The sequence below is a fragment of the Pseudomonas sp. KB_12 genome (genome assembly GCF_052114545.1).
In the GTDB taxonomy this organism is placed as follows: Bacteria; Pseudomonadota; Gammaproteobacteria; order Pseudomonadales; family Pseudomonadaceae; genus Aquipseudomonas; species Aquipseudomonas brassicacearum.
In genome coordinates this window covers 104,302-116,989 of sequence record NZ_JBFREY010000007.1, presented here as the reverse complement: position 1 = coordinate 116,989, position 12,688 = coordinate 104,302, and the positions used below count along the sequence as shown (strand labels likewise).

Here is a 12,688-nt window from a genome sequence, read left to right as displayed (position 1 = left end):
GGCTGAATCTGCTTGTCGAACACTGTTTGGCGGGGCAATGGGCAACTCAACCCACCGAGATCAGGTCATAGGACAGCTTGCTGATCAGAATCACCAGCAGCACCAGGAACAGCGCGCGGACAAAGGGCACTCCCTTGCGCACCGCCAGCCAGGTGCCGGTCAGCGCGCCGAGGATATTGAATAGCGCCATCGGCAGCGCTATCAAGTAGAGCACGTTGCCGCTTGGGATAAAGAACAGCAGCGCCGCGACATTGGTGGCGATATTCACCAGCTTGGCCGACGCCGAGGCGTGCAGGAAGTCGAAGGCGAAGCAGCGAATGAACAGGAAGATCAGGAAGCTGCCGGTACCCGGTCCGAACAAACCGTCGTAGAAACCGATGGCGCCACCGATCAGTACCGCCAGCAGCTTCTCCTTGGTGCCGATGCGCATGGGCTTGTGCAGGCTGCCGAAGTCCTTTTTCCAGAAGGTGTAGATCGCCATCAGCATGATTAGCACCAATACCGCCGGGCGCATCAGTGCCTGCGGCACGATCGATACCGTCGCTGCGCCAGCGAAGGCCATGACAAAGGCCGCACCGGCGGCAGGAACCACCAGGCTCCAGTCGATCACCACCTTGCGCACGAACGAGCGCGCAGCAAAGGCCGTGCCGCAGGCCGCCGCGACCTTGTTGGTGCCGAGCAGCGCTGCGGGCTGGGCGCTGGGCAGCACATTGAACAGTGCCGGGATCTGGATCAGGCCGCCGCCGCCGACGGCCGCATCGATCAGGCCGGCGGCGAAGGCGAAGACACATAGCAGGACGATATCGAACATTGAATCAGGCTCTGGCGATAAAGGGGTGGGTGGTCGAGAGCGGGAGCAGACGCTCGCGGTCGTTGACGCCGAAGACCCGCAGCATCCAGCGGTCCAGGCCGTCGTAGCGCGGCGTGAAGCCATCGCGCGCGTGCAGGGTCTGCTGGTTCTTGAAGATCAGCATGTCGCCGGGCTGCAGCAGTACCGAGCGGACCACGTCGGGGTGATTGGCGGCGGCGGCGAACAGTTGCAGGGCCAGTCGCGAGTGCTCGCAGTGAGCGCTGACGCTGGCCATGTTGTAGCGACAGTGCAGGCCGCCGCTGCTGGGCCGGTAGAGCAGCGGGACATGTTCCAGGACCTTGCCCTGGCGGGCGAACGAGTCCGGCCGGCGTACCGAAAAGCTCGGGCGCAGCAGCTCCTGCTCGACGAAGTCCGGCAGCATGTTGAGCACGTCGGCAATCGCGACGATCCGCGTCGGCACCGTCAGTTCACAGCGCAAGCCGGTCAGGCTCAGGTACTCGGGACAGGCGGACAACTGCTGCACGGCCTCGCAGCTGAGCGGCAGGTGTGGATTGTCGACATGCATGCCCAGATCCAGGCGCGAGCCGTAAGAACTCTTCTCGGTTTCCCGCTGCTGCTTGGGCGAGACATGGCGAAATACGCTGTCCTCGCTCTCGCCCTGGTAGCCCACCGGGCAGGTGCCGAGCACGGCGAGTACCGCGAGGATCGCCCCGGCGACCACCGGCAGTTCGGCAAGATCCGGGTTGCCACCGTAGGGCGTCGCCGGCAACTGCTCGTCGACCGGCAGGCCACGGATCACCAGCGCCACCTCGTCGCAGTGCTGGAAGTCACGCAGCAAGCGGGATTTTTCCGGAGCCAGCAGTTGTTCCAGGCAGCGTCCGAGGGCCGGCATCTGCCGCAGGCCGCAGGCGCTGTCGCCGATTGCGAAATGCCTGAGTTCGTTGTGGAATTTTCTTTTCTCTTCGTAGGAAAGCTGTAATTCGACCAAGGGCTGTTCTGTCGAGAGGGGGGCTTTTGGCACCAGCCATTCGTGGGTCGCTTCGCCCGCAAGGCCGGTTGCTTTTCTGAGTGTTTCATCCAGCGTCGACATATCCATCGCTCCTGTTTATCTACGTCCTTGTGCCGAGAGCAGGAAGGCTAACGGAAGGTGCTTTTTTGTGTTGCAATGTCATATTGTGAAAAGCGCAATGAGGTAGCCGGTGGCACTGGATATGTTGGCTGATCTTGAAGCCTTTGCGACGGTGGCCCGCAAGCGCAGCTTTGTCGTCGCAGCCCGCAGCCTGGGGCGCTCCCCCAGCTCGCTGACCCGCGCCATTCAAGGGCTGGAAGAACGCAGCGGGGTCAAGCTGTTCAATCGCTCGGCCAATGCCGTGACGCTGACCGAGGCCGGCGAGCGGCTAATGCCCCACGCCTACAGAATGCTGGATCTGCAACGTGAGGCGGACGAGGACCTGGCCGGGCTTAGCGGCCTGGCCACCGGCTGGATCCGCTTTTCCGCACCGGAATCCTTGGCCCACACGGTGGTCCCCAGGTTGATCACCCAGTACAGCCAGCGTTATCCCGATGTCAGCGTGGATGTGATCTTCACCGATGCGGCGGTCGATCCGGTCAAGGGCAAGCTGGACTTTTCGATTCGTGGCGCCTTTCCACAATCCAGCGACCTGATCGGCTACCCGCTGTGGAGCTATTCGCGCTACCTCTACGCCAGCCCTGGCTACCTGGAGCGATGCGGGCTGCCGGCGTCCATCGAGGCGCTGGAACAGCACGCATTGATCCTGCACACGGCGCCGCGGATTCTCAAGGAATGGAATTTTCGTGGGCCGGGCCAGGCCGGCAGCTTTCGCGTGCACCCCAAGTTTCGCTTCAGTTCCGGCGCGGCGGTGTTCCAGGCTGCGCTGGCCGGTGCCGGGATTGCCCGCCTGGCCGACTGGCTGGCGGAGCCGGAAGTGGCGGCGGGACGCCTGGCGCGGGTGTTCCCCGAGTACAAGCTGACCTCCAGCACGGGTGAAGACCCGCGCATGCATGCGGTCTATCCAGCCGGCAACCTGCCGTTGCGGGTCAAGAACCTGCTGGACATGATCCGTGTCTACGGTGACAGCGTCAGCCGCTCCTGAAGGTCGGCCGGTGCCCCCGTTGAAAAAATAGAGTGAAGCACGTCACAGACCAGGCGACCGCTCAAACGGCAAATGCGGAATGTTCCACACCAAGGGCCATAAAACGGCAAAATAAGCACCTCAGGCGATTCACTCGCGCCCTTCGTCAAAGATCAAAGCAATCAATGCGCTGGAAACAGAGCACAGGATTTCTTGGAAGAAAGAAAAATTACTAATGGAAAGCAGGAGCCTTGCAAAATGAGCACAACTGAACAAGTACAAAGCACGGGTAAATACAGCGCCAAGTGGCAGGAACGCTTTGACTTCTTTGAAACCTATGGCGCACCAAACGACCCGCGCTACAAGGAAGCCGTCAAGACGCTGCCTGGCGTCAAGAAGAAAATCCTCATCAACGCCAACGTGATTGCGTTTTTCTTTGGCCCTATCTACCTGTTCGTCCTCGGTCTCTGGAAGAAAAACCTCGCCCTGCTGGGTATTTTCCTGGCGATCAATATCGCATTGAGCGTGATTTTCGCAATCCTCGGCATGGAATTTCCCCGGCCGTTGAGTACAGGCCTGAGCATCGCCCTGTCGATGATGTACGCACTCATGGCCAACTACGCCTACTACCTCAAGGAAGTGAAAGGCGAGCAAGGCTGGAACCCGTTCAAAGGCATGCGTCTCTGATTGCAGGCTTGGGTCATCAAGAGCCCGCACCTCATCATGAGTGTGCGGGCTTGTTGTTTCTGAGTCGTGGGAATCTGGATAACCCAGCCTACGGACCTGCGAAGTCTTCGGGCGGGCCCGATTAGTTCCGAGTCGGTTCTTCAGCAAACACGGTATACGGCAGCAATAGCGTATCGGCGACCAAGCTGAACGGCAGGTCAATCAACGCCAATGGCACCAAGGCACGAAACACTCCGGCGTTTTCATCCGTTGCGGCCTTGATCACTTCAATATCGGTGGAGGACCCGCAATACGGATGGGGACCACAACGTGGACGATCATCGAAGGTTTCAGAGAGCGTCGAACAACCTGCCAGCAGCACAACGGCCAATATGCCTAGGAACAATTTCATGCGATCACTCACGAATACGGGCCGGAAGAAGGGCGATCCGCACTCTACTCCAAGCCCTGTGAAACGGGCGACATAAGTTACATGTCTTGCATCAGTGCGCCGTACTCCCATCAGAAACAACGACCCGAACGTCAGTCACGGCCCGGTAGCGCCAGACCTTTATCAAGGCACTGTCACTTGGCGTCATGCGACCGATGATGGCTGTGACCTCGGAAGGACTGTTCACCGCCGCACCGGCGATCTCCAAAATGATATCCCCTGCCAAGAGCCCCATTTTCGCGGTATCGGCACCTGCTTCCGGGCCAAACACCAGCACCCCTTTCTCGGAAGGCAAACCGAAGCTTTTTACAACAGCAGGTGTGACCACGCCGAGATGCGCCCCTAGATGTCCAGCCGCAACGGGCACGGGAGCGGTAATGCTTTGGGCAGGTATCGGGGCAGGCGCGGCCGTCGCAGTGGGAGCAGGACTGGCGGTAATGCTTGGCTGGATTGCGCTGCTGCGGGAGCAGTCTCGCTGAGCGACCACTTGATGAATCACTTGCCTGATTTTTTCTGTTCGAGGCGTGGGGTACTGATCATAGCTGTCCCGAGTAATCAACAACGTATTGCAGTCCATCGCCTCATAGGTCGCAGGAGACTCGGTAGCACGATGATATTCGGCATACTTCGCCTTTTCCTCTGCTCCCATGGGCAGAAAGATACAGCCCACAAGCAACGGGGAGACGGCTGCCATTAGCGAAACAAGTCTGAGCGACATAGCCATCCCTGATGGTGGAGTTTTTGAGTTGGGATTGAAAGCTACTGTTTTGCCATGAGTCTGTCCAATCCACCCTCTACTCCTCTCCACAGCCAGGCATCTGGGAAACTGGGCACAGACCACTAGAAACTGAGTAAATGCCCGCGGCCCTCCCCAATCCTGATTCTATCGAGTGCCCTGCCTAAAGCATCCAAGGCATCGACTACTCTCACCATTTTTCAGTTGCAAACGCGTTGAGCTATTGACCTATTCAACGACCGAACGGCTGTTGCGCCAGAACAGGTACGCCAACCCCACCGGCGCTACGAAAATCGCGAACGACCAGCACATGGCCATGGTGAAAGCCTTCATCATCAGCATGAACAGTGCATTCACGAAAAAAACATTGTTGCCCATGATGTAGCCGACAACACTTTCGTAGACGAACCGAGAATACGGATAAAGCAACGTGTTGATGATCGCCAACACGATCAACCCAGGCTTCGCACCGATTCCTGCGGGGCTGTTGGCCGCCAGGGAGATGATCATCACTGTAAACACCAGCCCAAAAAGAAACTGGCGAATGTAGTAGCTGGTCGTAAGACCACCAAAAGTCTTGGCGAAAAATGAGCGCATAAGAGATCCCTCTGGAATGCTGATTTAAACGAGGAGCTCAACCGCGAATGCGGCGCTCAATGAAGTCATAATCTTCCTGGCAATCGCCGGAAGGGTCTGACGCCAGACTTACGTAGTGCACCGTGTCGACATCGATCAACTTGTACGTGTAGACATCTGGCATACGCACGCCATCGGTTCTCAATTCATTCTTGCCATTGGCAGCGGACCAGGTGCCATGTTCGGTTTGAATCGGCTGAGCCTGCTGGGCATCCCGGAAAAAGGTGATGGTGAAACGACCGTCGGGCTTGAAGTCATTTTTCCAGGAGAGGAACTGGCATTTGCCGTTTTCTGCCCGCAGGCCTTTCCATGAACCCACCAAGGATGGGTCATTGGCCGGCATGTTGGCGGCGCAGCCACCTAGCGTTGCAGCCAGGACGACAAGAGCCAGGGAGAAACTCCGTTTCACGTAGGACTTCCTTATTCAACTGAAATGCAGCGCGTTGCGAATACCCCGCGTCGAGCCGAATTGTAACGACTTTCGGCCAGGAAAGGCTCATCTGGTGAGCTGCCCCTAGCTCAAATGTGAGCAATGGCGTTCTTGGTGTAGCCTTTGTCGGACGATGACTTTTCTACAGCAGGGAGAGCTGATGAAATTCCACCCATTTCGATTAGAAGCTCGAGACTTAAGCTTGGCCCTTTTTGCCGTCAGCCTCATGCTGCCAGCCATCAACACTCGAAATGAAGTATGGGAATTTGAGAGCGTCACCTACGGCTACGAAGCGCTCTGCTTCGGATTTCTAGCACTATTGCATGGCAGTGCCGCTTGGCTGGCCAATCTATTCTTCATCGTGGCATTTTTCTCAGACAAAAGGGCGAGACGACGCCTGATCAGCGCCTTGTGCGCCACACTCCTCGGTCTGTCGTCGTACCTGTATACGAACATGTGGAATGATGGAGACGGACGCGTGACTGTCACGGGCTACAGCTACGGATTCTATGTATGGCTGCTCTCTTTTTTATGGCTGGTGCTATTAGCGACTCGAAAGACAATAAGGGACAGCCAGGCAGGTGCCAACCTGGATTCCCGTTAACGTTCCGCCCGTACACGTTCATGCCAATGACTCAGCGGGTGCTAGAGGCAGCCCCCTGATCGGCCTGCGCCGAAAGCGGAACATCAAACACTCGATCAAACAACCATTGAAAAACCAGCGCGTAAAAAAAGAAAAACACGAACAACCCCAGGTTGGTCACCAGCGCCAGCCACAGGCTGATGCCCAGCCACGCGCCAATCACCGGAGTCAGGATCAACGTCAAGCCGCCTTCAAACCCCAGGGAATGGAGCAGTCGTCGCAGCCAGTTGCGATGGCGGCTGCGCTGGCGACGTTCCCACCACTCGAACAGGCCATTGAAAAGCATGTTCCAAGCCAGCGCGACGGCGGAAATCACCAGCGACAGCAGGGTTGAATAGCCCATGCCCTGACCGTAGGTCAGCGCCAGCGCCGGTGCCACGAACAGCACACCGCCGGCTTCGTAGAGGATGGCCTGAAGGATTTTACGGGGCGTGCCTTGCATTGCTGGGCTCCTGGGTTGGGCTTGGGAGACCACAGCCTGGCAAGTTGAGCATCCGCGCACAATTGAGCTAAATTGAGCCACGCTCAACCTGAGTAACCCACCCGCATGTTCGCCAAACTGCCCCTCACCGCCTTGCGCGGATTCGAGTCCGCTGCACGGCTGGGCAGCTTCAAGGCAGCGGCCCAGGAACTGAACGTCAGCCCGGCGGCGATCTCCCATCAGGTCAAAAGCCTTGAAGCCTTCCTTGGCGTGCGACTGTTCGAACGCTCCAGCCAAAGCGTACGCCTGAGCGCCGACGGCGAGCGCCTTCAGCCTTTCATGCACCGCGCCCTGCTTGATATCCAACATGGCCTGCAGGTGCTGTCGCCGCCCTGTGCTGCACAGTCGCTGGTGGTGAGCACGACGCCGGCATTCGCCAGCCTGTGGCTGATACCGCGGCTCGGGGATTTTCATCGGTTGTACCCGGATATCGACGTCAGGCTGCATACCAGCAACGACGTGGTCGACCTGCAGCGTGACGCCAGTATCGATCTGGCGATCCGCGCCCTCTTCACGCCTGACCCACAGTTGTTCGAACAGCCTTTGCTGGACGAGTACTTTGGCGTCTATTGCCGCCCCGGCTGGCAACCGCCCGCCGCGGGCTCGCCCGTCGAACTGATCGACGTGCCGTGGCTGAGCAGTGCAAAGGTGACGGTCGACTGGCCTGCGTGGTGCGCCAAGGCCGAGACCCTGGGCTGGCTGGAGAACGCGCGTTTCCGGCGTTATGACGAGGAACAGCACGCCCTGCAGGCGGCGATCGCCGGGCACGGGCTGGTGCTCGCCAGCAATGTGCTGGTTGCTGAGGCTGTTGCGCGTGGAGAGCTGATTGAATATCGCCCTGAGGTTCGCTTGGCGGGTGCGCAGTATACGGTGGTGTGTGTGCCGGGACGGGAGCGGCAGGCGACGGTGCGGGGGTTTAGTGAGTGGTTGTTGGGGCGGAGTATTGGTTGAATCAGTTCTGCCTACGTCCCGACGAATCGGGACGCTTGCAGCCTAGGGTGCGTTGTTAGCTAGTAGTTTAGACTCTGCGAGTTTCTGCCCACGCCCCCCAGTCCCCAAAACCACTAGGGCTGTAGAAAAAAATACTTGTAAGGTGGCACAACGATAAAACCTTTCCTTTTGCTAGCTCTCAAATTACTTCCGATCATATCATGCATATCCACTAGCACACGCGCCGAACTACCATAGTTTGAATGCCCAAGAAGATCATCAACACCTCCCGCACGAGTTATATCAACAGAGTCAATTCCGGGAAAGAAAAACCCTTCAGGGCCACTAAAGCCAAGCATTCCTCGATCAGCAAGATAGGTGCTAGAGGAAGCTTTTAGCGCCTTATCCTCCGACGACATATAGATTGTCGCACGGCCAAACTTACTAAACGCGGCCTTATATTTTAGAATAAACGTCTCCCTGGGAAAATCAGGTGCAGCCAGTATGATATTACCCAGCTTCTTATCAAATAGTTTTGGATGAGTAGAATAGAGTTTAGCCAGTGCAGGAATGACTACTTTTGACCCCATGCTATGAGCCAGGACATGAACTCTCTTTCCCTGCGTAGAAGCCACCAGCTTCAACATGAATTTTTCGAAGTCATCAACAGAGTCCAACGCCCTACCAAAATCGCGATTGTACTTTAACGGATCCCCAATAGAAGGCCAGCTGAACACCACCGGTTGCAAATCAGGATTAATATCATAAGAAACTTGAGCTGCACGCTTCACAGCGTCTTCAAACTTCACATTAAAGCCATGTACGAAAAGCAATACATCACCGCTTTTAAAACCTTTCGCTGACTTGAACTGCTTGAAGAAGTCAGCCTCAGTCAACGTTAGCGACTGATCATTAAGCAAGGTGATAATTGGATCATCCTGCTCATCCACGACCCCAAGCTCCATTAACATCTTAAATGCAGGACTATGTGAATCTTTAAAGCTTCCTACATCCCGTTTAAAAGGAATCAGAACGGTCTCCTGACCATAAGACAGGGGGTCATCGGACACATTCAACTCAGGTAATAGACTGCCATCCGGCGCTTTTCTTCTATTTGTTGCATAGCTGACCTTCACTGGCGCAAAAGCTTCAGTCCTGTATTCCGGCGTGGGATAAGGTAACTGCTCAGAACTGGAAGTTGGAGCCGGATACGAAACTGAAGATGCACACCCGGCAAAAAATACGCTGAATGATAGAAGCCAGATACCACCCAACAACGAAAACTTCATTATTTTTCCATCCTTTGATTTTGTTTAACGCGAGCACCAAAACAGAAAGCAATCCACATTTTTTCAGTAAAAGACCGCCTACCTCAAACCTCACAAAAACGAATAGCGTCAATTTGCCACCAGTCAAGGAATTTGGCGACCAATATTTTCCAAGACCTGGGTCACGGTGCGGATGCGGTAATCGGCGGTTTCAGAAAGGAGTCTAAAGCAGAAACCGCAAGAACGATCAAATCCTGTCCCCATCCATTTGCTAACGTTGCTTCAGCATTCATGGAGATTCGTCATGCTGAGTATCGAAAGGGCCCTGTGGTATATCGAGCTGGAGCTGGGATCCCAACTCGATCTGGGACGTGTCGCGCGCCATTGCAACATGTCTCCCTTTGTCTTGGCCCGTTTGTTTGCCCTGTCGACGGGCTGGTCGGTGATGCGTTACATCCGCGCACGCCGTTTGAGCCAAGCGGCATCGACCTTGCGTCAAGGTGCGCCGGATATCCTGCAAGTAGCGCTGGATGCTGGCTACGGCTCCCATGAGGCCTTTACACGCGCCTTCTGCGATCTGTTTGGGTTCACTCCAAAGCAGGTGCGTGGGCACGAGGATGAACATCTCTCACTAGTGGAGCCTTTACGCATGAAAGAAAGGAAGCTCGTAACACTCTCTGAACCTTGCTTTGAAACGAGAGCAGAGTTTTTCATCGCAGGTCTGGGGGATCGTTTTACCTTCGATAAGAACGAAGGCATCGTCGGCTTGTGGCAAGCGTTCTCCCCCTACCTGGGACAGGTACCCAATCAGGTAAACAACGGGAGCTACGGCCTGTGCTGTAATCCTGAACCGGATGGTAGTTTTGAGTACATCGCCGGCACCGAGGTGTCCTGCGTCGAAGGTCTTCCTCCGGCCTTTCGGTATTTCAGGGTGCCGCAGCAACACTATGTCGTGTTTCGGCACCAAGGCCATATCTCGACGATCCATCAGACTTTCTTCACCATTTTCAATCACTGGCTGCCTGAATCCGAATATGAGCTTGCCGACGCGCCTGAGTTCGAACAGTACAGTCCTGATTTCGAACCCTCCCGAGGGAAGGGTTACGTGGACGTGTGGATACCGCTTGCAAGACGCCAAGCATTCCATGCCATGAACTCATAAATCAGACCACTAAGCACGGAGCCCGCCCCATGAGTTTTAATTGGCACAGTGATCCGCTCACAAGAGATACGACCGTTTGCAAGCATTACCGAAACACACAGAATGTCCGCAGATTCATGCTGGAGCACTGCGGCGGGAAGTTTAAATTTGACCGAGACTTTATGGCCTGGATACGTGATGGCGTCCCTAAAACGCTCGGAGAAGTCGTCGATGAGTGGCTGCAGCGCAATCGCGATGGCCATTGAACAAATAATCTGGTGAGAAATGTGATTAATATTCGTGAAGCAACTACAGCCGACCTAGATGTTCTACGTAAAATCGGCTGTGAGACCTACCAAGAGCACTTTTCGGACATCTGGTCTCTCTCTGGCATGCAGGTCTTCCTTAATCAAGACTTTTCTCCTACCTCGCTCGGCAAATCACTCGAATCCCCCGCTTGCCATTTGTGGCTTATAGCCTCTGACGAAAGCGGTAGGGTCGTAGGCTTTTCCAAAGTTAACTGGTCAACGCCTGCGCCTTTAACTGGCGAATTGGGCGCGGAGCTTCAAAAAATCTACTTTCTTAAGTCCGAAGCAGGACGAGGATATGGGAAACAACTCTTGCACTTCATTTACCGCCGAGCGATAGAGCACGGAGAACGCTTGCTGTGGCTTGACGTACTCAAGACCAACTCAAATGCGCGGCGATTCTATGAAGGTTTCGGTTTCCAAGAAATCGGTGAAATCCCTTTCAAAACTGACCGAGTTGAAATTGGAATGGTAGTAATGGCATGCGAACTTTCCCGATAGGCATATTCGATGACCTCCCTGTCGGTTGGTTGGTTGTCATAACCACAACGCAGAAAAAGCCAGATGGCTTACCGGACACGTACGGTGATCCGGCCTTGAGCACGCGATCCTCGACCGGCTGAGCACAAAGCTCACCGGATCGTGCTGAAGGACGAATCGAAAAGCTGGGGACCCCGATTCCAGGCTCAACAGAGGAAATCGCCCCACCCTTTCCTTCCGCTTAGGGAAGAGGCGGATTCGCAGCGAAATCCGTAGGGATATTGAGAAAGGAATGCCAAGCATCTACAGCGTCATGATGCCGCTGGGCAGCATCCTCCCAAAAAGGACCGGATACCTCTTTCGCAGAAACCAGCATCATCATTTTTATCGTCGCAGCGTCCAGCTCTTTGAGAAGCTCATGGGATGTGGCCCTGAATTCTTCGAACGACGTCATTCCATTTACCTCGGGCGGTGTTCACCGCAATTGAGAAATACATATTTCTCAATGAGTGGAGTTCCCCGGGTGGCAGCAATTCAAAAAGGTCGGACCGCCGGTAAATTCATTTCGAAGCCAACCTTTAACCGGTTCCAATCCTGGTTGTTATACGTCAAGTGCAATGTAGCTGGATTCCTGCCTCCCCTTCCGCTCTTGGAGCTTTCCCACATATCATGAAGCGGGAGACTTATAAGTCGCTCGTCTTCATTATTCCGCCTCTTGCGCCCGCAGTCGTCTCCCAATCACATCCATGACATCACAACCATCGCGTAACGATGTGGTCAGCAATTTACAAAAAATCAGTCAGCACCACCGTGTCGATTGATGATCATCGCGACCGCTTGCACTGGAGAGACCAGGGCTGTGTCTATGCAAAACGTAGCTTCATCCCACGACTCATATTCGTGATCCAGTACCGACTGCCAGGTGGGTGGCGTCAGCCCGGAAATATCAACCATCCTTGTTTCGACCCGGCGCCGATGCTCATCTTTATCGGAGCAAATCACTTGGATGTTTGCCAATCGACTACTCGCCTGTGAGGCGATTTCGCTCCACGCGATTCGGCTTTCGAGAACGGGATTGACACAATCAACGATGACTGTGCGGCCCAAACGAAGATTACTCAGGGCAAGCTCATTAGCCACCATGTAACCACTGCGCCCCACATCTTGCGCAAGAGCTCCCGAGTTTCGAATCGCCTGCTCAATCGTATCGATCCGCAGGTACACGGCGCCTGTTGTAGCGGCGAGATCATTGGCGATAGTCGTTTTTCCGGTGCCGGGAAGGCCGCTGAAGACGATGAGCATTCCATGTCCTTCGATTAGTGAGCTAATCCAGTGTAGACAGCAGCCGGTTATGCGGTAGCGATTGCTCGATCCCGCTCGCTCGCCGCGTCGACAGCTGGATCAACATTTCTTTAATGAAACCAGGGACAGACACGATATTAAAATTCGTACTGAACGCAATCTTTCACATCCCTTTCACAGCCGAGCGCCTATGGTCATCTCAGCTCCTAGTGAAATCCTTTTAGCCCGGCCTCCCCAGTCGGGCTTTTCTTTGCGCGCCAAAGATTCGCCGACGCCTGGAAACCGGCGACAATCCATGATTTTGAGTTTATC

17 protein-coding genes are annotated in these 12,688 nt (G+C 55.4%); 7 read left to right on the top strand and 10 right to left on the bottom strand.

Going from position 1 to position 12,688, the window contains the following annotated elements; genetic code table 11:
- Positions 1-46: 46 nt before the first annotated feature.
- On the bottom strand, positions 47-811 hold the full coding sequence (locus tag AB4Z20_RS07265; protein ID WP_214510602.1) for a sulfite exporter TauE/SafE family protein: 765 nt from the start codon (positions 809-811) through the stop codon (positions 47-49).
- Positions 812-815: 4 nt separating this feature from the next.
- On the bottom strand, positions 816-1,901 hold the full coding sequence (locus AB4Z20_RS07260; protein ID WP_214510601.1) for a TauD/TfdA family dioxygenase: 1,086 nt from the start codon (positions 1,899-1,901) through the stop codon (positions 816-818).
- A gap of 109 nt (positions 1,902-2,010) precedes the next feature.
- Here AB4Z20_RS07260 and AB4Z20_RS07255 point away from each other — a divergent pair, with 109 nt between their 5' ends.
- Together AB4Z20_RS07255 and AB4Z20_RS07250 are read left to right on the top strand one after the other, a co-directional pair.
- Positions 2,011-2,925: a LysR substrate-binding domain-containing protein gene (locus tag AB4Z20_RS07255; protein WP_442089623.1), complete on the top strand. Its 915-nt coding sequence runs from the start codon at positions 2,011-2,013 to the stop codon at positions 2,923-2,925.
- Between the two features lie 237 nt (positions 2,926-3,162).
- On the top strand, positions 3,163-3,591 hold the full coding sequence (locus tag AB4Z20_RS07250) for a DUF2628 domain-containing protein (protein ID WP_003203778.1): 429 nt from the start codon (positions 3,163-3,165) through the stop codon (positions 3,589-3,591).
- Between the two features lie 121 nt (positions 3,592-3,712).
- On the opposite strand, the gene AB4Z20_RS07245 is transcribed toward AB4Z20_RS07250, so the two are convergent.
- The 4 genes from AB4Z20_RS07245 to AB4Z20_RS07230 form a co-directional block, all read right to left on the bottom strand.
- A complete protein-coding gene (locus AB4Z20_RS07245; protein ID WP_212799784.1) occupies positions 3,713-3,982 on the bottom strand; it encodes a YceK/YidQ family lipoprotein in 270 nt (89 codons plus the stop codon).
- Between the two features lie 91 nt (positions 3,983-4,073).
- Positions 4,074-4,739, bottom strand: coding sequence for a PDZ domain-containing protein (locus AB4Z20_RS07240; RefSeq protein WP_320389139.1), 666 nt, complete (start codon positions 4,737-4,739; stop codon positions 4,074-4,076).
- 246 nt (positions 4,740-4,985) lie between these two features.
- Positions 4,986-5,354: a hypothetical protein gene (locus tag AB4Z20_RS07235; protein WP_442089622.1), complete on the bottom strand. Its 369-nt coding sequence runs from the start codon at positions 5,352-5,354 to the stop codon at positions 4,986-4,988.
- A gap of 37 nt (positions 5,355-5,391) precedes the next feature.
- Entirely contained in the window at positions 5,392-5,802 is a 411-nt protein-coding gene (locus AB4Z20_RS07230) for a hypothetical protein (RefSeq protein ID WP_442089621.1), read from the bottom strand.
- 181 nt (positions 5,803-5,983) lie between these two features.
- Here AB4Z20_RS07230 and AB4Z20_RS07225 point away from each other — a divergent pair, with 181 nt between their 5' ends.
- Positions 5,984-6,427: a hypothetical protein gene (locus tag AB4Z20_RS07225; RefSeq protein WP_053180632.1), complete on the top strand. Its 444-nt coding sequence runs from the start codon at positions 5,984-5,986 to the stop codon at positions 6,425-6,427.
- 31 nt (positions 6,428-6,458) lie between these two features.
- Here the strand turns inward: AB4Z20_RS07225 and AB4Z20_RS07220 are convergent, their stop codons facing one another.
- Positions 6,459-6,908, bottom strand: coding sequence for a PACE efflux transporter (locus tag AB4Z20_RS07220; protein ID WP_442089620.1), 450 nt, complete (start codon positions 6,906-6,908; stop codon positions 6,459-6,461).
- A gap of 105 nt (positions 6,909-7,013) precedes the next feature.
- Here AB4Z20_RS07220 and AB4Z20_RS07215 point away from each other — a divergent pair, with 105 nt between their 5' ends.
- The gene (locus AB4Z20_RS07215) at positions 7,014-7,898 is read left to right on the top strand and encodes a LysR substrate-binding domain-containing protein (protein WP_442089619.1); all 885 of its coding nucleotides are present in this window, start codon (positions 7,014-7,016) and stop codon (positions 7,896-7,898) included.
- A gap of 113 nt (positions 7,899-8,011) precedes the next feature.
- Here the strand turns inward: AB4Z20_RS07215 and AB4Z20_RS07210 are convergent, their stop codons facing one another.
- Positions 8,012-9,166, bottom strand: coding sequence for an alpha/beta hydrolase (locus AB4Z20_RS07210; RefSeq protein ID WP_442089618.1), 1,155 nt, complete (start codon positions 9,164-9,166; stop codon positions 8,012-8,014).
- Between the two features lie 283 nt (positions 9,167-9,449).
- Here AB4Z20_RS07210 and AB4Z20_RS07205 point away from each other — a divergent pair, with 283 nt between their 5' ends.
- From AB4Z20_RS07205 to AB4Z20_RS07195, 3 genes are read left to right on the top strand one after another with little or no spacing between them, the layout of a single operon-like run.
- The gene (locus AB4Z20_RS07205; RefSeq protein WP_442089617.1) at positions 9,450-10,307 is read left to right on the top strand and encodes an AraC family transcriptional regulator; all 858 of its coding nucleotides are present in this window, start codon (positions 9,450-9,452) and stop codon (positions 10,305-10,307) included.
- 29 nt (positions 10,308-10,336) lie between these two features.
- Positions 10,337-10,552: a DUF6434 domain-containing protein gene (locus AB4Z20_RS07200; RefSeq protein WP_253476477.1), complete on the top strand. Its 216-nt coding sequence runs from the start codon at positions 10,337-10,339 to the stop codon at positions 10,550-10,552.
- A gap of 21 nt (positions 10,553-10,573) precedes the next feature.
- Positions 10,574-11,095, top strand: a complete 522-nt coding sequence (locus AB4Z20_RS07195; protein WP_442089616.1) for a GNAT family N-acetyltransferase — start codon at positions 10,574-10,576, stop codon at positions 11,093-11,095.
- 220 nt (positions 11,096-11,315) lie between these two features.
- Here AB4Z20_RS07195 and AB4Z20_RS07190 read toward each other — a convergent pair whose 3' ends face one another.
- Both AB4Z20_RS07190 and AB4Z20_RS07185 read right to left on the bottom strand, forming a co-directional pair.
- Positions 11,316-11,528, bottom strand: a complete 213-nt coding sequence (locus tag AB4Z20_RS07190) for a hypothetical protein (protein WP_024619476.1) — start codon at positions 11,526-11,528, stop codon at positions 11,316-11,318.
- A 341-nt stretch (positions 11,529-11,869) separates the two neighbouring features.
- On the bottom strand, positions 11,870-12,376 hold the full coding sequence (locus AB4Z20_RS07185; protein WP_442089615.1) for an AAA family ATPase: 507 nt from the start codon (positions 12,374-12,376) through the stop codon (positions 11,870-11,872).
- Between the last annotated feature and the right edge of the window lie 312 nt (positions 12,377-12,688).